Annotated in this window: 20 protein-coding genes; 11 read left to right on the top strand and 9 right to left on the bottom strand. The window is 67.8% G+C overall.

Annotation, left to right across the window (positions count from 1 at the left end; genetic code table 11):
• Positions 1-19 precede the first annotated feature (19 nt).
• Both NKG98_RS18385 and NKG98_RS18390 read right to left on the bottom strand, forming a co-directional pair.
• Complete coding sequence (locus NKG98_RS18385; RefSeq protein ID WP_254767580.1) at positions 20-1522, bottom strand: small ribosomal subunit Rsm22 family protein; 1503 nt, start codon at positions 1520-1522, stop codon at positions 20-22.
• Positions 1519-2337: a prephenate dehydrogenase gene (locus NKG98_RS18390; protein WP_254767581.1), complete on the bottom strand. Its 819-nt coding sequence runs from the start codon at positions 2335-2337 to the stop codon at positions 1519-1521. Before NKG98_RS18390 ends, NKG98_RS18385 begins: the two co-directional genes overlap by 4 nt.
• A 117-nt stretch (positions 2338-2454) precedes the next feature.
• On the opposite strand from NKG98_RS18390, the gene NKG98_RS18395 reads away from it, so the two are divergent.
• Positions 2455-3501: an NAD(P)/FAD-dependent oxidoreductase gene (locus NKG98_RS18395; RefSeq protein WP_254767582.1), complete on the top strand. Its 1047-nt coding sequence runs from the start codon at positions 2455-2457 to the stop codon at positions 3499-3501.
• A gap of 11 nt (positions 3502-3512) precedes the next feature.
• Here NKG98_RS18395 and NKG98_RS18400 read toward each other — a convergent pair whose 3' ends face one another.
• The 4 genes from NKG98_RS18400 to NKG98_RS18415 all read right to left on the bottom strand — a co-directional run bounded on the left by NKG98_RS18400 (position 3513) and on the right by NKG98_RS18415 (position 5634).
• Entirely contained in the window at positions 3513-3755 is a 243-nt protein-coding gene (locus NKG98_RS18400) for a hypothetical protein (protein ID WP_254767583.1), read from the bottom strand.
• A gap of 55 nt (positions 3756-3810) precedes the next feature.
• A complete protein-coding gene (locus NKG98_RS18405) occupies positions 3811-4992 on the bottom strand; it encodes a M24 family metallopeptidase (protein ID WP_254767584.1) in 1182 nt (393 codons plus the stop codon).
• Positions 4993-5095: 103 nt separating this feature from the next.
• A complete protein-coding gene (locus NKG98_RS18410) occupies positions 5096-5323 on the bottom strand; it encodes a hypothetical protein (RefSeq protein ID WP_254767585.1) in 228 nt (75 codons plus the stop codon).
• 68 nt (positions 5324-5391) lie between these two features.
• Complete coding sequence (locus tag NKG98_RS18415) at positions 5392-5634, bottom strand: hypothetical protein (protein ID WP_254767586.1); 243 nt, start codon at positions 5632-5634, stop codon at positions 5392-5394.
• 93 nt (positions 5635-5727) lie between these two features.
• On the opposite strand from NKG98_RS18415, the gene NKG98_RS18420 reads away from it, so the two are divergent.
• A complete protein-coding gene (locus tag NKG98_RS18420) occupies positions 5728-6264 on the top strand; it encodes an NUDIX hydrolase (RefSeq protein WP_254767587.1) in 537 nt (178 codons plus the stop codon).
• 182 nt (positions 6265-6446) lie between these two features.
• Here NKG98_RS18420 and NKG98_RS18425 read toward each other — a convergent pair whose 3' ends face one another.
• Positions 6447-6629, bottom strand: coding sequence for a hypothetical protein (locus tag NKG98_RS18425; RefSeq protein ID WP_254769501.1), 183 nt, complete (start codon positions 6627-6629; stop codon positions 6447-6449).
• A gap of 215 nt (positions 6630-6844) precedes the next feature.
• Between NKG98_RS18425 and NKG98_RS18430 the strand changes: the two genes are divergently transcribed.
• The 6 genes from NKG98_RS18430 to NKG98_RS18455 all read left to right on the top strand — a co-directional run bounded on the left by NKG98_RS18430 (position 6845) and on the right by NKG98_RS18455 (position 12527).
• Positions 6845-7177 (top strand): hypothetical protein, encoded by a 333-nt coding sequence (locus NKG98_RS18430; protein WP_254767588.1) that lies wholly within the window; start codon positions 6845-6847, stop codon positions 7175-7177.
• Positions 7170-8033 (top strand): hypothetical protein, encoded by an 864-nt coding sequence (locus NKG98_RS18435; RefSeq protein WP_254767589.1) that lies wholly within the window; start codon positions 7170-7172, stop codon positions 8031-8033. The genes NKG98_RS18430 and NKG98_RS18435 overlap by 8 nt, the downstream gene beginning before the upstream one ends.
• Positions 8034-8813, top strand: coding sequence for a DUF8168 family protein (locus tag NKG98_RS18440; protein ID WP_254767590.1), 780 nt, complete (start codon positions 8034-8036; stop codon positions 8811-8813).
• The gene (locus NKG98_RS18445) at positions 8813-9748 is read left to right on the top strand and encodes a hypothetical protein (RefSeq protein ID WP_254767591.1); all 936 of its coding nucleotides are present in this window, start codon (positions 8813-8815) and stop codon (positions 9746-9748) included. The genes NKG98_RS18440 and NKG98_RS18445 overlap by 1 nt, the downstream gene beginning before the upstream one ends.
• Positions 9749-9911: 163 nt before the next feature.
• Positions 9912-11204, top strand: a complete 1293-nt coding sequence (gene aroA, locus NKG98_RS18450; protein ID WP_254767592.1) for a 3-phosphoshikimate 1-carboxyvinyltransferase — start codon at positions 9912-9914, stop codon at positions 11202-11204.
• A gap of 57 nt (positions 11205-11261) precedes the next feature.
• Positions 11262-12527: an alkaline phosphatase family protein gene (locus NKG98_RS18455; protein ID WP_254767593.1), complete on the top strand. Its 1266-nt coding sequence runs from the start codon at positions 11262-11264 to the stop codon at positions 12525-12527.
• 124 nt (positions 12528-12651) lie between these two features.
• On the opposite strand, the gene NKG98_RS18460 is transcribed toward NKG98_RS18455, so the two are convergent.
• On the bottom strand, positions 12652-14382 hold the full coding sequence (locus NKG98_RS18460; protein WP_254767594.1) for a vWA domain-containing protein: 1731 nt from the start codon (positions 14380-14382) through the stop codon (positions 12652-12654).
• A 158-nt stretch (positions 14383-14540) separates the two neighbouring features.
• On the opposite strand from NKG98_RS18460, the gene aroC reads away from it, so the two are divergent.
• From aroC to NKG98_RS18475, 3 genes are all read left to right on the top strand, one after another.
• A complete protein-coding gene (gene aroC / locus NKG98_RS18465; protein WP_254767595.1) occupies positions 14541-15695 on the top strand; it encodes a chorismate synthase in 1155 nt (384 codons plus the stop codon).
• Between the two features lie 207 nt (positions 15696-15902).
• Complete coding sequence (locus NKG98_RS18470) at positions 15903-17804, top strand: 2-oxoacid:acceptor oxidoreductase subunit alpha (protein WP_254767596.1); 1902 nt, start codon at positions 15903-15905, stop codon at positions 17802-17804.
• Between the two features lie 2 nt (positions 17805-17806).
• The gene (locus NKG98_RS18475) at positions 17807-18742 is read left to right on the top strand and encodes a thiamine pyrophosphate-dependent enzyme (protein WP_254767597.1); all 936 of its coding nucleotides are present in this window, start codon (positions 17807-17809) and stop codon (positions 18740-18742) included.
• A 31-nt stretch (positions 18743-18773) separates the two neighbouring features.
• Here NKG98_RS18475 and NKG98_RS18480 read toward each other — a convergent pair whose 3' ends face one another.
• Positions 18774-19121, bottom strand: a complete 348-nt coding sequence (locus tag NKG98_RS18480; RefSeq protein WP_254767598.1) for a hypothetical protein — start codon at positions 19119-19121, stop codon at positions 18774-18776.
• Between the last annotated feature and the right edge of the window lie 10 nt (positions 19122-19131).

Below are 19131 nucleotides of genomic sequence, written 5' to 3' on the forward strand. Positions count from 1 at the left end.
GCGCGCGGCCACGTCCGCCCTAGGCGACCGGGTCGACGATCGTCTCCTCGTCGACGACGAGGTTGTACGCCCCCTCGTCGTCGTTCCAGAGCGCGAGCACCCGCTCGAACGCGAGCACGTCGCCGTAGTCGGCTTCGAGCAGCGGCCGGTTGAGCGCCGTCTCCGTCGTGACGACGGCGTAGTGGTCGATCGACTCGCTGCCGTCGGTGATCTTGAACAGGGGGTTCGCCCCGCCCGAGCGGCCGTCGCCGTCACCCCCGCTGAGCGACCGGCTGAACTTCGCCGCGACGAGGTCGATCCGCTCGGTGACGTGCCGTTCCATCTCGGCCATCTTCGCCCACCGGCTCCCGTCGAGTCGGAGGTCGACCCGCCGGCGGCCGTCGCGCCTGAGGATCGAGTAGGTAAACTGGACGTCGGCGTTGACGAACTCGCCGGGGTCGTGTTCCTCGTCGCTTGCGGCCTCGTCGAGGCGGCGCTGGAACGCCGGCGTCTCGAGGTCCGGCCGGACGTCGAACGACCAGCCGCGATCCGAGGGCGTCTCGCCGGGCCACAGCCGGACCGCGGGGGAGTAGACGGTGACCCGGCCGCTTCCGTCGTCCTCGCCGCCGTCTCCACCCCCGTCCTCGCCTCCGCGCTCCCACAGCCACTCGCCCTCGACTGCCCGCTCCAGTTCGCGTAGCTGGATGCTCGTGTGCTTGTCCGCGGGCGCCATCGCCAGCAGCGCGCCGTCGGGCGCGAGCGCCCCGAGGTACGACCGGAGGACGCTCTCGGGATCGCCGAGTTCGCTGAGGACGTTCGCGAGGAGGACGAGGTCGAACTCCTCGCCGCCGTCGACCGACGTCGGCTCGAACGCCTCCGCGGTCGTCCGGTGGACCGTCGCGTGGACGTTCCGGTCGGCCGCCGCGAGCAGCGCGTCGAGGACGTCGGCGGCGGCACTGGGCTCGACGGCGTGGTAGTCGACGAGCGCGTCCTCGGGCAGGTAGTCGAACAGGCCGAGCGCGGGGCCGCCGACGCCGGCGCCGACGTCGAGCACCCGGAGCCGCCGGCCGAGCAGCCCCCGCTCCGCGAGGTCGTCGAGGGCGTACTGGACGGCCGCGTAGTACGCCGGCAGGTGGTAGAGCGCGTAGCCCGCGGCGACGTCCTCGTCGTACTCGACGGGCCGGCGGTCGAGGTAGCTGGCCTTGAACCGGCGGATCGTCGACCGCAGGAGGTCGCCCGAGACGCCTTCGTGCCAGTTCGGTCCGTACCGGTCGGCGAGCAGGTCCTCGACCCGGCGGGCTACGCCCGCCGGGAACCGCTCGACGGGGCCGCGCCGCGGCGGGACGGGGTCGTCGTCGACGGGGACGAACGTGCCGTCCTCGCGCTCGACCAGCCCGAGGTCGACGGCCTCCTCCCGGAGGATCTGGCGGACGACAGCGGGGTGGGGCTCCCCCGTGACGTACTCGTGGATCTCCTCGGGGTCGATCGGCCGGACGTTCCGCAGGTACTTCGCGTTCGAGCGGACGGCCTCGCGGTCGGTCACGCGCCGTCACCCCCGTTCGCGTCGCCCGCGTCGTCGGCGCCGCGGTCGCCGTCTGCCGCGTCGTCCCGCCACTTCTCGGCCGCCTCCCGGTAGCGGCGCGCGAACTCGTCGTCGTCGGCCGCCGCGAGCGCGGCCGCGGCCTCGGCGACGTCCGCGGCCCCCTCGAACGTCCGCTGTACGTCCGCGTACACGCGCGGGGTGCCGTCGGTCACGACCTCGACCAGTTCTCGGAGCTCCTCGTAGACCGGCGTCTCGAACCCCTCCGGGACGGGGTCGGCCGCGAGCGCGAACGCGAGGACGGCCGCGTGGGCCGCCGCCTGCACCGACTCCATCGCCTCGTCGTGTTCGGCCGCGGTCGTCTCGACGAGGTCGTTGCCCCGCGCTTCGAGGTCGGCGAGGAGGGCGTCGGTCACCGGTCCCGCGCGGTCGCGGACGACCGCGATCGACCCCGGGGCGCGCTCGGGCGCGAACAGGGGGTGGAGGCTGACCCGCTCGCGGTCGGGCGCGCGCTCGGCCATCGCCGACAGCGGCGGTGCCATAGCCCCCGAGACGTCGACGAGCGCGCGCTCGGCCCGGTCGGCGTGTGCCTCGATCGCTCGCTCGACGGCCCCCATCGGCACCGCGAGGCAGACGGCGTCGTAGCGGCCCTCGCCGTCGCCCGCGAGCGAGTCGACGTCCCCGCCGACGGCCCCGCCGACGGCCTCGGCGGCGGCCGCCGCGGCGTCGGGGTCGACGTCGGCGAACGTGACCGAGGCGTCGACCGCGCGCCCGAACCACGTCCCCATCGACCCCGCGCCGACGATCAGTACGTCCATCGGGCCACCGTACCCGCCGGCGTCGCAAAAGCCGTTCGATCCGGCGGGTTTCGCGGTCGGCGAGGGAGCGCCCGACCCCCGGCCGACTACTTACCGCCGCGGCCCTAACGACGACACATGAGAGTCGGCATCGTCGGCGCCGGCGCGGCCGCGGCGGCCGCGACGGTCGCCCTCTCGACGGAACGCCCCGACGCCGAGGTGACGGTCCTCGAGAAGTCCGGCGGCGTCGGCGGCCGGGCCGCGACCCGGCGCCGCGACGGCGTCGTCTACGACTACGGCGCGAACTACGTGAAGTCGGACGATCCGCGGGTCGTCGACCTGCTCACGGACGCCCTCGGGACCGACGGCCTCGTCGACGTCGCCGAACCGGTCTGGACGTTCGACCGGGACGGGACCGTCGCCGAGGGCCGGGACGACGACGCGCACAAGTGGACCTGCCGGGAGGGGCTGACGCAGGTCGCGAAGCGACTGTTCGCCCGGACCGACGCGACGATCCGTCGGGAGACGCGCGTCGAGACGGTCCGGCGAGGGGGAAGCGACGAGGACGACGCGTGGACCCTCGTCGACGCCGACGGGCGCGAGCGGGGGCCGTTCGACGCCGTCCTGCTGACCCCGCCGGCACCCCAGACGGCGACCCTCCTGGGCGACGCGGAGTGGGCCGACGACCGCCGCGCGGAACTCGCCGACGCGGCCGCCCTCGTCCCGTACCGGACGGTCTGGACCGGCGTCCTCCACTACCCGTTCGAACTCGACCGCCCCTACTACGCGCTCGTCGACGTCGACAGGACCCACGAGGTCGGCTGGATCGCCCGCGAGGAGTGCAAGCCCGGCCACGTCCCGGACGGCGAGTCGCTGCTCGTCGTTCAGGCGAGCCACGAGTGGTCCGTCGCGCGCTACGACGAGCCACCCGCGGAGAACCTCGCGGAACTCGCCGGCCACGCGGCCGCCCTCCTCGGCGACGACCGCCTCCGCGACCCCGACTGGACGGACCACCAGGGGTGGCGCTACGCGCTCCCGGAGGCCGGCGTCGACGACGGGCCGATCGACCGCGCGGCGTCGGCGGGGCTGTACGTCGCGGGCGACTGGGTCGCCGGCGAAGGGCGGGTCCACGCCGCGCTCCGGAACGGGCTCGACGTCGGCGACCGGATCGCACGCGAGCGGTGAGGTCGCCGTCGTTACTCGTCGAGTTCGTCCAGCCGGCGTTCGATCCGGGCGGTCGTCTCGTTCAGCCGCTCGACCGCCTCGACGAGCCGCCACAGCAGGTAGAGCGCGAGCACCGCGACGAGCGGGACGAGCAGCATTCCGAACCCGGTCTCCGGGAACACGATCAGGAGCAGGGCCGAGACCGCGACGGACAGCACGATGGCCGCGACGGTCGAACCGTCGTCGGCGATCGGCGGGCTGGAGTCGGTCGCCATCGGCCGACGTGAACGGCCCCGATCACGTAAGCGTTGCTGAACGTTCGTCGCGTCCTCACCGCTCGACTGGCTCGATCGAGACGGGGTAGTCGGTGAGGTTCTCGTAGCCGTCCTCGGTGACGACGACGAGGTCCTCGATCCGTACCCCGCCGACGTCGGGGTCGTAGAGTCCGGGCTCGATCGTGATCGCGTGGCCGGGTTCGAGTTCCTCCCCGACCGGCGACACGCTCGGAGGCTCGTGGACTTCGAGGCCGACGCCGTGGCCCGTGCTGTGGATGAACCCCGTCTCCGCGTCGGGGTCGCTGCGCAGGGTGTCGTAGCCGGCGTCCTCGATCACGTCGCAGGCGGCGTCGTGGACGGCCGCGCCGGTGACCCCCGCCTCGACGGCTTCGAGGGCGGCCTCGAACGCCTCCCGCGTGACCTCGTAGCGCCGTTTCACCTCCTCGCCTGGCTCCCCGCGGACGAACGTCCGGGTCATGTCGCCGAAGTACTTCGTCTCCTTGTCCCGCGGGAAGATGTCGATCACGATCGGCGAGTTCGGTTCGAGCGGTCCGCTACCGCGGTCGTGGGGGTCGGCGGCGTCGGCCCCGCAGGCGACGATGGTCTCGTCGAGCGCACAGCCGTGCCGGAGGAGTTCGATCTCTATCTCCGTTTTCACCCGCTCGCTCGTCAGCGGTTCGCCGTCGCGGACGAGGACGCCGTCCTCGACGTCCGCGCCCGCGATCAGCCCCTCGGCGACGGCCATCGCGGCCTCGTTGGCCGCCTGCGTCTCGCGGATCCACGCGACCTCCTCGTCGGTCTTGACCGCGCGCACGTCGGCGACGATTCCCTCCGGTTCGACGGTCACGGCGACCCCCTGCTCGCGGAGGCCGTCCGCGGTCCCCGTCGGGAACGTCCGCGGCACCGCGACCGAGTCGACGCCGTGGTCGTCGAGGAAGGCCGCGAGGCCGCGTGCCTTCGCCTCGTAGGGGCCGTACTCCTCGCGCAGTTCCTGGAAGTCGTACGCCGACGTCCGGGTCACGGTGTCGGCGTCGGCCTCCTTCGTCGCCCGGCCGTACTCGAGGCCCGACACCAGCAGGTGGACGCCGTCGTCGGTCACCAGCGTCTGGTAGGGGTCGGGCGCCGAGAAGCCCGAGACGTACCGCTGGTCGGCGTCCGAGGCGTCGTCGTCGATGAGATAGCCGTCCAGTCCCTCCGCGTCGAGGAACTCGCGCAGGGGCGAGAGGTCGACGTCCATGGCCGGCAGTGTGGCCGGGCGGCACATAACAGTTGTTGGCAATGTGGGTGATGTTATTCAGTTTGAGGGTGCCGCCGGGACGACCTCTTTCAGACGCTGAACTTCAGGTAAAATCCTTCCAAATTATCTCACTGAATTCTGATAATTCTCCCTCAGGAACTTCCCCGATTTCGAGTAAACCCGAGTCGTCAATCATGTTACTCAGGAATACGATGGCCTTCCAGTATTCCCCGTCCTCACTGAGGTCGTGATCGTCGTCTCGGTCGGCACCAATCGCGTTCGCCACCGTCCACATGTTGTACAGCAGCACCGCGTAGCCGAACAGGAACATTCGGTGTTCGATCTGACTCGATCCGGACTGTGGCAGAAACCGATTCTTGATCACTCGATATGAGGTCTCTACCCCCATCTGCCACGGAATTTCTCAGCCAGTACCTCCGCGCCGTTTCGCTCCTTGGTGGCGAATTCTCGCGGGTCGCGGTTGGTGTAGAACTGCGTCAGCGCGTCGGTCGGGTCGTCGAAGTCCTCTTTCTGGAGGCGTGACTTCTTCTCTTCCGGTAGCACAAACATGTAGTCGCGTCCGTCCTTGACGTCGCCGACACCCCATCGGAAGTCATCCCACTCCTTGTCTTCTTCCAGCATCTCCGCTTGAGTGATGCCTCTGAATTGCCATCTTGAACCTTCATCTAGAAGTGGGACCATTCAATTACGTTGCACAATTATCGAGTAGCACAGATGGATATCTCCGAGCGAAGTATACACAAAGTAGAGTCTCACCTTCAGGCTCTCAGTGCAGAGTATGGTGATTTTGAGCGAATTGAGAAGACGTGGAACGTCTCATTATCAACGTACCGAGGCATCGTTGAACGGTTTGAGCAAGGGGGCTTTGGGGGTGCAGGTGTATGGATCACGAATGAACCAGGGGCGGTTTTACTGGTACGTAACGAAGGGGATGAAGGCTGGTCTGACCCTGGGGGGAAAGTAGAGGGTGGTGAATCCTTCGAAGAGGGCGCAAAACGAGAAGTCCGGGAAGAAACAGGTGTCCAGTGCCGACTGACGGGCCTTTGCGAGGTACATATCATAACGCACCGACCTGACAACACAGACGTGCCCCCTATCCACGCACCAATCGTGATCTTCCACGGGGAGTACGTGTCTGGAGACCCACGGCCTCGTGAAGGCGAAATCGAAGAAGTTGGGTGGTTTCGAGAGCCGCCAGCGAATGTGCTATACGAGGAAGTGCGAACAAGACCGTACCCGGCTTGCGATTAATTCAACAGTTGTTGACGTAGCTGGTTCGAACGAGCCAGCTATATCGTCTGCTGCATACGCGTCTTGTATCCATCACGGCGTATTCTGACTGGAAATAGAAACGACCGCCTTCTTCCTCGAATAAGAGTCTACGGTTAATACTGTAAGCTGATGTTTCGCCCAAGTCGTTACTTCGTAATCAGTCACCCCTCGTCACAGACAACGTTCCGTAGCTCTTCGAGGAGTTCTGGGTGATGTTCCGCGAGAACATCGACATCTGTCTCCAACTCTTCGATTCTGCTACGCACACGATGGATTGCCTGGTATCGTTTTTCATCAGATACAGTAACCTCACCGGTAATTCTCTCACGGTCAGTCGTTGTCATAATGGCTCGGTATTTGCTCACGTACCGTGATTCAGAGACCATCTACTTCTACGTTAGCACCATAGCAACCTGACTTTGCATCATAGCAAATAGTTTGCTATAATGCTAAGTTCTAAGTTGATGGCCAATAGAGATGTGGCTGAGAAGCGCGGGATGGTTGAAAACGAGGCCGGTGTTGAAGGCACCGACCCCGCGCTTCGTGGAGCACACGAAGCATGAAGAACTCGACTCCAAAACCAGATGAAGGCATCGGGCTGAAGCTGTTAGACGAGATAGCGCAGATGGATATCCTGCTGCTGTCCGACGACAGTGAACCGCTCTATCGGGAACTGCTTGGAGCCAACGCGAAGACAAAACCGGAGGAGGTGGAACACCCCTGCGAGAAGATCACTGGTGAATACCGGGACGGTGGTGGGAACGAACGACCTGATCCGCCAGCAGCACATGGGTGGCGGCGCATACGGCTCTCTCGACGCGCTGAAGAACGCACTCGGTACTCGCTGACCCTTAAATGTGATAAGGTCTCGAAACCGGGTTACCATGATTGAAGACATCGACCGGGACGTGTTCGTGCGAATCCGGACAGACCTGCTGGTGGTCGGTGACAGCATCATGACCGACAGACACCACGCCTCGAACGGCAACTACGAGGACGACGACCCGCAGAACCAGATTGGCGGTATCATCCCCGCCTTTCCGCTCTCGGGCTGGCTTCGCCATGGGATGGAGCGCGTCGTTCACGAGTACGACGGCACCGCCTGCCATCCTGGAGAGGCCAACGCGAACTTCATGAAAGAAGAGGTCTACGACCGCGATCTCGCCGACGGCTACCACGAGAAAGGCGCGTGCGTCGATGACCCCAAAGAAGACAACGGCTGCGTGGTCTTCGACCTCTTCGGCGGCTTCGGCAACCAGCCGGGAAAGGTGATGCGTCGCCCGATCAAGTTTAACCCCGTCCGCTCCAGCGTGGACTACACACGTGGGCAGGCCGAAGGCCACTACCGCCGGCTGAACCGGAACGTCGTCTCCCGCAACCGGGAGGACAACCGAGAACCGCTACGGAACGCCGCAGTAGACGCCGTCGCCAATCTGGACGGCTGCTGGCATCTCTCGTTCCGGGAGACGAAGCCCGAGTTCATCGGTCTGCTCGCGGAGGGGATCGACTTCCTCGATGAGCACAAGACGAACTTCATGCACCAGCTCGGTGGCGCGCGCAACTTCGGCGCAGGGATCGTCGATTGCCACCTCATCAATCCGCTGTACGAGGAACGCGAACTGAAGCGCGTCTTCGACCGCGGGAAGGGCAACACGAACAAGATGAACGAGAAAGACGACCAGTGGGCTGAAGAGTACCGCCCAGCGTTCGTGGAGGCGCTGGAAGAGCGTATCGAAGAGGGGTCGTAGATGGGCGAGAGTGCTACCCTCAGCGACTTCCAGGGCGACGGCGGTCAGAACGTGATGGTCGCGGCCTACCGCCACGACGCTCACAAGCTCAACGGCGAGACGCACGACTACGCGCCGGACACCTTCCACGGCGTCCCGGTGAACCAGACCGTCCCACACGGCGCGGACGGCGACGCGTCGGCGCTCTCGCGTCCCAACGGGAAGCCCGAACAGACTGTGGACAACCACGAGACGCACTACCGGCTCTCGCTGCTGACGGGCGACTCTCACTACGACTCGGAGGAGTTCTCACGCCCCCATCTCTCTGAGGCCATCAGCGATCTGCTGACGGGCACCGACCCCGAGGCGATGCATCGGGCGTGGCTCACGTCGGACGTAGCGAGCGGCTTCAACGAGAGCATCTACTACCCGTACACGAGCTTGAAGTACCACACGCTGCTCGTGGCGGCACTCTTGGACAACTACCGCGCCGGTCACGAGTTCGCCGATCTTCTTCTGGTCGTGGACGATGCCGAGGAGATCGTGGCCCACCGGACGGTCTACGCGGGCGACCGCTTCGCGCTCCGAATCGACGAGGACGCCGACGGCCAGCCGTGGGCGCGCCTTGGAAGCCGCCCGTGGCGGTCGTGGGCGTCGGCGTGGAAGCGCCTCACCGCGCACCCGCTCGACGTCAATCACGACAAGCACGACATGGTTCTCGATGCGAACCTCCGGCGGATCTGGAGTTGGAGCACTGCACTCCAGTACATCGAGGATCTCGAAACCCGGAGGGAGAGCTAATGGCCCGCATTCAACGAGTTCATTGGGAACTCGACATGGACTACCTCGGGCATCCCTACTACGTCTCGGGGAACGCGATCTACCACGCGCTCGGGATGTTGCTGGAGCACGACGTCCACCAGCATATCAACGCCAGCCACGGGATGTTCGTGCCCGGCCAGTTCGGGACGTTCCCGAAAGAGTACTCGCAGAGCGGGATTCGACCGTACATGGGGTCGTCGCTCCCCGACGTGGAGAGCTACGACGACCTGTTCCTCTTCCGGCATCCCGACCACCCGTGGCTGCTCGATACTCGGCCCCGCGACGGGCTGAACGCCCACGACATCCGGTTCCAGAGCGGGATGCCCGCGCTGGCTCACGAGACGATCATGGGCCGGCCCGACGACGCTCGGAAACAGCAGCAGACCACGCGCTGGTACGTGAACGCCTACCTGCACGCCGATGACCTGGACGTTCTACCCCTCGGCGAGGACGTGCTTGACGGCCTCCAGTTCGGAGGCAAACGGAACTACGGCTACGGGACGACCACGCTGAAAGACACGCAGGTCGTTGACCTGGAGGTACTGGACTACTCGCGTCTCGAAGACGGCGAGGCGTTCATCCTCGAACTTGTGACGCCGTTCGTCCTCCAGTCGGAGTACCCGAAGGCGAACAACGTGGACGTTCCCTGGTGGTGGAGCGTAGACGACGAAGCGCAGCTGCGCCACCGCCTGGAGAAGGTCATCGAGGGCGGCGACGTATACGAGTTGGAGACGGTCGATCACGGCGTGGTCGTCGGCTACGATGGCGACCGTCCGGTGGAGACCGCGATGTCCGGACTCACCCGCGTCGGGAATCACTCGAAGTACGGCTTCGGAGAGCTTCGAGTGAAGCCAGTCACTCCAGATGAAACTAACGTCAAGAAACGGATAGAAAACCGGAAGTCGGAGCACTGACAAACGAACAATGACCGGCAAGGATTCCGCAGTGTCCCAGTCGGTCAGACTGAATAAAGTAGATCACATTGCCAACAACTGATAACTGCGCGGATTCCGGCGGATCGGACGGAATTCTACCCCCACCGGTACCGTATTACGTGGCCCCTGCGAGGCATCGACCATGGACGTCACCATCGAGCCCTCGCACGTTCGCGGGACGGCGCGGGCGCCGCCGTCGAAGAGCTACACCCACCGCGCGATCCTCGCGGCGGGCTACGCCGACGGCGCGACCGTCCGCGACCCCCTCTGGAGCGCCGACACGCGCGCGACCGCCCGCGCCGTCGACCTGTTCGGCGGCGACGTGACCCGGGCCGAGAACGGCACCCTCGCCGTCGACGGCTTCGGCGGCCGCCCCGGCGTCCCGGCGGACGTGATCGACTGCGACAACAGCGGGACGACGATGCGACTGGTCACCGCGACGGCGGCGCTGGCCGACGGCACGTCGGTCCTCACCGGCGACGAGTCGCTGCGCTCGCGGCCGCAGGGGCCGCTGCTCGAAGCCGTCGCGGACCTCGGCGGCGAGGCGTTCAGCACCCGCGGGAACGGGCAGGCCCCCCTCGTGGTCACCGGCCCCGTCTCCGGCGGCGCGACCTCGATCCCCGGCGACGTCTCCTCGCAGTACGTCTCGGCGCTGCTGATGGCCGGCGCCGTCACCGACGAGGGAATCGAGATCGACCTCGAAACGCCCCTCAAGTCCGCGCCGTACGTCGACGTGACGATCGAGGTGCTCGGGGCGTTCGGCGTCGACGCCAGCCACACCGACGCCGGGTTCGCGGTCGACGGCGGCCAGTCGTACGCGCCGACCGGCGGCGAGTACCGCGTCCCCGGCGACTTCTCGTCGATCTCCTACCTCGCGGCCGCGGGCGCCGTCGCGGGCGACGACGCGGTCCGCGTCGAGGGCGCCCGCCCGAGCGCGCAGGGCGACAGCGCCATCCTCGAAATCCTCGAACGGATGGGCGCCCACGTCGACTGGCGCCGCGACGAGGGCGTCGTCGACGTCGCCCGGAGCGCCCTCGACGGGATCGAGGTCTCGGTCGAGGACACGCCGGACCTGCTGCCGACGGTGGCGACCCTCGGCGCCGTCGCCGACGGCGACACCCGCATTACGAACGCCGAACACGTCCGCTTCAAGGAGACCGACCGCGTGAGCGCGATGGCCGCGGAACTCGGGAAGATGGGCGTCGAGACGACCGAGGAGCGCGACTCGCTGACGGTCCACGGGAGCGAGTCGTCGCTCTCGGGGGCGACCGTCGACGGCCGCGGCGACCACCGGATCGTCATGTCGCTCGCGGTCGCCGCGCTGGCGGCCGACGGCGCGACGACGATCCACGGGGCCGAGCACGTCGACGTCTCCTTCCCGGGCTTCTTCGACGTGCTGTACGACCTCGGCGCGAGCGTCGAGCGCGACGAGTGAGTGGATCGCGGACGACCCGGCCGTCGACTTTTCCGCCGCGAGCGCGTACGACGATCCATGTCGCGTGATCGCGTCGAGCGGTCGCTCGCCGAGCGCGCCGACGGCGACTACTGGTTTCCCGCCTACGAGGACTACTGCTTCTCGAACGTCCCCGAGACGGCGCTGTCGGTCCTCGACGACGCCTTCGAGCGACGCCTCCCCGCGGACGTCTTCGACGGCGTCGACCTCGGCGTCGACCACGTCGTCCTGTTCCTGCTCGACGGCTTCGGCTACGAGCGCTGGACGCGCCACCGGGACGAGCACGCTCTCCTCTCGTCGCTCGCCGACCGCGGGACGGTGACGCCGCTGACGTCGATCTACCCCTCCGAGACGGCCGCCGCGATCACGACGGTCCACACCGGCCTGTCGCCCGTCGAACACGGACTGCTCGGCTGGTTCCAGTACCTCGAGTCGGCGGGACGGATCGTCCAGACGCTCCCGTTCGCGACCCTCGACGGCGATCCGCTCGCGGCGGCGTCGCCGGCGTCCGAGGCGACGGAGCTGTTCGGGGGGACGCCGCTGTACGGCCGGGCGAACGACGCGGGGATCGACTCGTACGCGATCCAGCCCGCGAAATTCGTCGACTCGGGTTACACGCGGGCGACGACCGCCGGCGCGGAGCGGATCGGCTACGACACCGTCGCCGACCTCGCGCTGTCGATCCGGCGGACGCTCGAAGACGCGTCGGGAAAGACGTACGTCTACGCCTACGAGCCGACGATCGACGCGATCTCGCACGCAGAGGGGACGGGCGGCGAGCGGTACCGGGCGAACCTCGGGGCGATCCTCGACCGGCTTCGCCGCGAACTGGTCGACCGCCTCGATCCGGCGGTGGCCGAGCGGACGCTGCTGCTGGTGACGGCCGACCACGGCATCGTCGACACCGTGCCCGCGGAGAACGTCGACCTGACGGGGCTGGACGACTGGCCGGCCCTCCGGGGGACGTTCCGACGCGACGCGGCCGGCGAGCCGCGGCTGCCGACCGGGAGCCCGCGGAACGTCCACTTCCACGTGCGGCCCGACCGGCTGGCGGAGGCCCGCGGGATCGTCGAGGCGAACCTCGACGCGCGTACGTTCACCCGCGAGGAGGCGCTCGACCGCGGGCTGTTCGGGCCGGGGACGCCCTCGCCGCCGTTCGACCGTCGGTGTGGCGACCTGATCGCCGTCCACCGGAACCGCGGCGTCTGGTGGCGGGAGATGGCGTCGGTCGGGATGCACGGCGGGCTCACGCGCGAGGAGATGCTGGTGCCGTTCGCGGCGGCGCGGCTGGACGCGCTGCGGTAGGGCGGAGGCGACGCGAGCGGCGGTCCGACGCGGTGCGTCGCGCTGGGCGGGCCGCGCCGGGGCGACCGTCGGGGCACGCCGTGGTTGGCCGCGGTATCGGGGATAAACCCTCGGACGGTCGCGGCTACGCCGATTCGAGGATCGCGTCGAGCAGTTCGAGTTCCCGTTCGAGCGTCTCGTCGCCGACGGCCGACGCCTCCTCGTCGAAGTGGGCCCGGAAACGGTCGAACCGCGTCTCGTAGCGCTCGGAGACGGTCAACGGGTCGGACCGCTGTTCCCACCGCCCCAGTCCGTCGGGTTCGGGCGGTTCGATACCGTCCTCGGCGTCGCCCTCGCCCTCGCGCTCGTGGACGGCCCACTCCTTCAGCAGGTCGGCGTACCGGGCCAGCAGGATCGCCTTTCGGACGGCATCGTTGCCGTACGTCTCCTCGCCGTCGGGGAACGCGACGGTCTCGACGGTCGAGCCCCGCTCGCCGGCGCGGGTCTCCCAACTCGCCTCCAGTTCGAGCGTCTCGTCGGTCGGGTCGCCGGTCGGCTCGACCCCCACCAGCACGACGCCGCCTTTCGCCTCGCCGTCGGTTCGGGGCGAGGGGAACAGCGTGTGGACGCGCATGAGTTCCCCGGTCGTCTCGTCGGCGGCGGTGGTGCCGTACACCTGCGAAATCTCCCAGCCGTCGGCGTCGAGTTCCAGCGAGAGGTCGTAGACGAGCGGCGTCATCAGGTACTCGAACTCGTCGTCGAGGCGCCGCCGGAAGTCGGCCTCCGTGTAGACGCTGTAGTAGTTCGCGCCGCGGATCGACGTCAGCCGGTCGATCAGGTCGGCGTTGAAGTCGACGCCGATCCCGACGACCGTGGTGTGGTGGCCCCGCTCTGCGTTCTCCGTGAGCCCTCGCCCGAGTTCGTCGGCGTCCGTCTCGCCGGCGTTGATCTGGGCGTCGGTCAGCAGGATCGAGCGGTTCTCGTACTCCTCGCCGGCCTCGTGCTCGTACTCGGCCATCAGGGCCTCCGCTTCTTTCAGGCCGGCGGAGACGTTCGTGCCGCCGGCGGCGACGACGTCCTCCCGGATGTGGTCCCGGATGGCGTCCATGTCCGTCTTCCCGACCGTCCGGAGCGGCTTCGCGAGGTGGGCCTCCCGGTTGAACAGGACGACGCCGAGGCGGTCGTCGGGGCGCAGGTGTTCGGTCAGGGCGGCCAGCGCGTCCGTCGCGACGTCGATCTTCGGCCGCGGATCGTCCTCGTCGACCTCCACCTCGTTCCCGTGCTCGTCGTAGTAGTACTCGCTGAAACTGGCGCTCATCGACCCGGAGACGTCGAGGACGATCACGAGGTTGAGGGGTGGCCGCTCGAACGCCGACTGCGAGAGCCCCGAGTCGAGGCCGACCGAGAGGTAGCGTTCGGGCTCCCCGGAGAGGGGGTCGGGCGACACGGCGGGCGTGTACGCGGGACAGAACAGCGACGAGCAGGCGCCGTCGCCGCCGGTGTCGAAGTAGTACTCGTGGAACAGTCCCTCGTAGCTGACGCTCTCGGGGGTCGGCAGGTAGCCCTCACGGACGTTGCGCCGGAACGTCGAGACGTCGGCGGCGCCGCCGGCCGCGAGGCCGACGGCCTCGTGGCCGGACGCGCTGAACTCGGCGTCGACCGCGACGCCGTCCGCGGCGGTCTCCGGGCCGCCTCCCCCGCTCAGCGAGACGTTCCACCCGCCGCGCTCGAGGGCGTCGGGGTCGAACTGCCAGTCGTCGACCTTCTCGCCGCGCGCGAGGCCGGTCGTCCGCCCGGCCGGCGCGGCGCACCCGGCGAGGGACGCGCCGGCACCGGCCGCACAGAGCCCCAGGAACCGTCGTCGATTCGATCGCATGGTTCGATACACCGAGGGCGTCGGGTAAGCTGTACCCCAAGCTGAAAGCCGCGTTTTAGCTACGGCGGCGCCGTCGCGTCGCCGCCGATTTCGACGACTCGCGCCGGATCTTGCGCTATCCTGCACCCATAAGTGCTCCCGTCCCCGAGGGCGGGGTAATGAACGGCAACCGCTTCGGTCGCCTCTTTCAGGTGACCACGTTCGGCGAGAGCCACGGGGAGGCGATGGGGTGTACCGTCTCGGGGTGTCCGGCGGGTCTCGAACTCTCCGAGGAGGAGATTCAGGCGGACCTCGATCGCAGGAAGCCGGGCCAGTCGCAGATCACGACCAGCCGGGGGGAACCCGACGCGGTCTCGATCGAGTCGGGGATTCAGGACGGCTACACGACGGGGACGCCGATCGGAATGGTGATCGAGAACAAGGACGCCCGCTCGGGCAAGTACGAGCCGTTCGTCACCGCCCCTCGCCCCTCGCACGGCGACTTCACGTACTCGGCGAAGTTCGGCACCCGAAACTGGGGCGGCGGCGGGCGCTCCTCCGCGCGCGAGACGGTCAACTGGGTGGCCGCGGGCGCCATCGCGAAGAAGCTACTGGCGCTGGAGGGGGTCGAACTCAAGGCCCACGTCAACGGGATCGGCGACGTCGAGGCCCCCGACGTGTCCTTCGAGGCGCTCAAATCCCGCAGCGAGGAGAACGACGTTCGCTGTGCCCACCCCGAGACCGCAGAACGGATGCAGGAACTCGTCGAGGAGTACCAGCGGGAGGGCGACTCCATCGGCGGGTCGATCTACTTCGAGGCCCGCGGCGTCCCCGTCGGCCTCGGGGCGCCGCGGTTCGACTCGCTGTCCGCCCGACTCGGGCAGGCGATGATGGCGGTCCCCGCGGCGACGGCCTTCGAGTTCGGCCTCGGACGCGAGGCCCGCGAGTACGCGGGGTCCGAGCGCAACGACGACTGGGAGTTCGGCCCCGACGGCGACCCCAGACCCGCCGAGAACGACCACGGCGGCATTCAGGGCGGGATCTCCTCGGGCGAACCGATCTACGGCGAGGTGACCCTGCACGCGCCGACGTCGATCCCCAGAGAACAGCGGACGGTCGACTGGGAGACCGGCGAAGTGATCGAGGACGCACAGGTGATCGGCCGCCACGACCCGGTCCTGCCGCCGCGGGGGGTACCCGTCGTCGAGGCGATGCTCGCGCTGACGCTCGTCGACTTCATGTTGCTGTCCGGACGGATCAACCCCGACCGCGTCGACGGCCGGCCCGGCGAGTACGACACCGATTACCACCCGAGCAACCCCCGGGACGAGTAGCCGACGCTGCCATCGAACTGTCGTTTTGCCCGACACGTTCCGTACAATTCTCAACTGGTTTTTCGTACAATTGCGGCGCTCGCGACGTTCGAGCTGGCGAGGTCGTTCATTCTTCACGAAAGATTCTTGGTAATGTATAGCAAAGGCTTTAGGTCCGCTAGCGCAAAATTTCGGGTACCGCCGGCCAACGAGGCCGCCTACCCACCTATGAGCGACGATGAACTCATCTGGCGAATCGCAGGCGGTTCCGGCGACGGAATCGACTCGACGAGCCAGAACTTCGCGAAGGCCCTGATGCGTTCGGGTCTGGACGTCTTCACCCACCGGCACTATCCGTCGCGGATTCGCGGTGGCCACACGTACGTCGAGATCCGCGCGGCGGGCCACGAGGTACAGTCACGGGGCGACGGCTACAACTTCCTGCTGGCGCTGGGCGACTCGTTCGCCCGCAACCCACAGGAGGAGGCCTACTACGGCAACGAGGAGATCAAGCCGCTCTCGGAGAACCTCGACGAACTCCGCGAAGGCGGGGTCATCGTCTACGACTCCGGGCTCCTCGACGAGGAGGAGGTCGCCGACCTCGACCTCGAGGCGCGCGCCGAGGAGAACGGCTGGCACGTCTTCCCCGTCGACCTCCGCTCGCTGGCGAAAGAGCACGGCCGCGAGGTCATGCGCAACACCGCGGGCGTGGGGGTCACGGCGGCGCTGCTCGAGATGGACCTCGAGCACATCGAGAACCTGATGGAGGACGCGATGCCGGAGAAGATCCTCGAACCGAACCTCGAGATCCTCCACGACGCCTACGACCTCGTCGAGGAGGAGTTCGACACCGACCACGAACTCCGGATCCCCGGGGGCGAACACGACGAGGAGCAGGCGCTGCTGTCGGGGTCGAACGCCATCGCCTACGGCGCGATCGACGCCGGCTGTCGGTTCATCTCCGGCTACCCGATGACGCCGTGGACGGACGTGTTCACCATCCTCAGCCAGAACTTCCCCGACATGGGCGGCGTCGCCGAACAGGTCGAGGACGAGATCGCCGCGGCCGCGCTCGCCGTGGGCGCGAGCCACGCCGGCGCGAAGGCCATGTCCGGCTCCTCGGGCGGCGGGTTCGCGCTGATGAGCGAACCGCTCGGCCTCGCGGAGATGACCGAGACGCCGATCGTGCTCGTCGAGGCGATGCGGGCCGGCCCCTCGACGGGGATGCCGACCAAACCCGAGCAGGGCGACCTCGAACACGTCCTCTACACGAGTCAGGGCGACTCCTCGCGGGTCGTCTTCGCGCCCGGCACCGTCGCCGAGGCCTACGAGCAGACCCGCACCGCCTTCGAGATCGCCTACGACTACCAGATCCCGTCGATCGTCATCTACGACCAGAAGCTGTCGGGCGAGAACACGAACGTCCCGGTCAGCTTCTTCGACCGCGAGCCCGCCCCGGACCTCGGCTCGACGCTCTCCGAGGCGGAACTCAAGGAGGCCGCCCACGACGCCTCCGGCAAGTTCAAGCGCTTCAACTACGCCGACGCCGAGGACGGCGTCGCACCGCGCTCGCTGCCCGGCCAGAAGGGCGGGCGCTACCTCGCGACGGGTAACGAGCACAGCCCCGTCGGCCACATCAGCGAGGACCCGGACAACCGGGTCTACCAGATGGAACGCCGTCTCGAGAAGCTCGAACACATCCGCGAGGACCTCGACGAGCGCGAGTCGAACCAGACGTACTTCGGCGACGAGGGCGCCGACTTCGGCATCGTCACGTGGGGGACCTCACAGGGCGCCGTCGAGGAGGCCGTCGAGCGCTTGAACGCGCAGGGACACGCCGTAAAAGGCGTCGGCGTCTCCGACATGATGCCGTTCCCCGAGACCGAGATGGTCGAGTTCCTCGAGAGCGTCGACCAGGCGATGGTCGTCGAGATGAACGCCACCGCGCAGTTCCGCGGGCTGATCCAGAAGGAACTCGGCCGCTTCGGCGAGAAGCTGACCAGCCTGCTGAAGTACAACGGGAACCCGTTCGAACCCGCCGAGATCGTCGAAGGGTACGAGCTCAACGTCGAGGGTTCGGACGAGGAGCCGACCGCACAGGTGCGGATCGAACCCGCCGCAGGAGACTAACCATGAGTGCATTCAGTGCAATCGGAGAAGAACGCGACATCGACCGTGACGAGTTCACGCCCGGTGTCGAGCCCCAGCCGACCTGGTGTCCGGGCTGTGGCGACTTCGGCGTCCTCAAGGCGCTGAAGCAGGCCCTCCCGGAAGTCGGAAAGTCGCCGGAGGAAGTGCTGACGGTGACGGGCATCGGCTGTTCGGGCAAGCTGAACAGCTACCTCGACACGTACGGCTTCCACACCATCCACGGCCGCCCGCTGCCGGTCGCCCGCGCCGCGAAGCTGGCAAACCCCGAACTCGAGGTCGTCGCCGCCGGCGGCGACGGCGACGGCTACGGCATCGGCGGCAACCACTTCATCCACACGGCCCGGGAGAACCACGACGTCACCTACATCGTGTTCAACAACGAGGTCTTCGGCCTGACGAAAGGCCAGACCTCGCCGACGAGTCCGAAGGGCCACAAGTCGAAGACCCAGCCACAGGGCAGCGCGAAGTCGCCGATTCGCCCGCTGTCGCTGTCGCTGAACGCCGGCGCGACCTACGTCGCACGCACGGCCGCGGTCAACCCGAATCAGGCCAAAGAGATCATCAAGGAGGCCATCGAGCACGACGGCTTCGCCCACATCGACTTCCTCACCCAGTGTCCGACGTGGAACAAGGACGCCCGCCAGTACGTCCCGTACATCGACGTCCAGGAGTCCGACGACTACGACTTCGACGTCACCGACCGCCGGGAGGCCCAGGAGATGATGTTCGAGACCGAGAACGCCCTCTACGAGGGCGAGGTTCTCACGGGTCGTTACTACGTCGACGAGGAGAGCCCCTCCTACGAGGAGGAGAAGCTGGGACTGGGCGAACTGCCCGAGCAGCCCCTGGCCGAGCGCTACTTCGACGACGACGCCGAGTGGGAGCGTAGCTACGACCTGCTCGACCGCCACAAGTAACCGTCGCCGCTTTACTTTTTGGGTCGCGAACTCACGAGCGGTCACGCTCCGATCCGGAACGGCGGCCCCGGCCCGCGGGCCAGCCCCGGGCGAACAGCGTCGAGAGGTAGCTGCCGACGAGCAACGCGACGAGCAACCCGGTCAGCGCGGTCGCGTTCCAGCCGAACAGCGCCTCGCGGACGGCGTAGGCGACGACGAGCGTGCCCATCAGCAGGGCCGTGCCGCCGGCCCAGCGGGCGGCGTACGCGGGCTCGACCGACTCGTCGTAGTTCGCGTGGAGGTCGACCCGGCCGCGGACGGCGATGAGGTAACCGAGGTACCAGATCGCGAGCCCGCAGGCCAGCCAGACGGCGCCGCTGACGAGTTCGAGTCCGGCCATCGACGGGTGT

Source organism: Salinilacihabitans rarus, from assembly GCF_024296665.1.
GTDB classification, from domain to species: Archaea; Halobacteriota; Halobacteria; order Halobacteriales; family Natrialbaceae; genus Salinilacihabitans; species Salinilacihabitans rarus.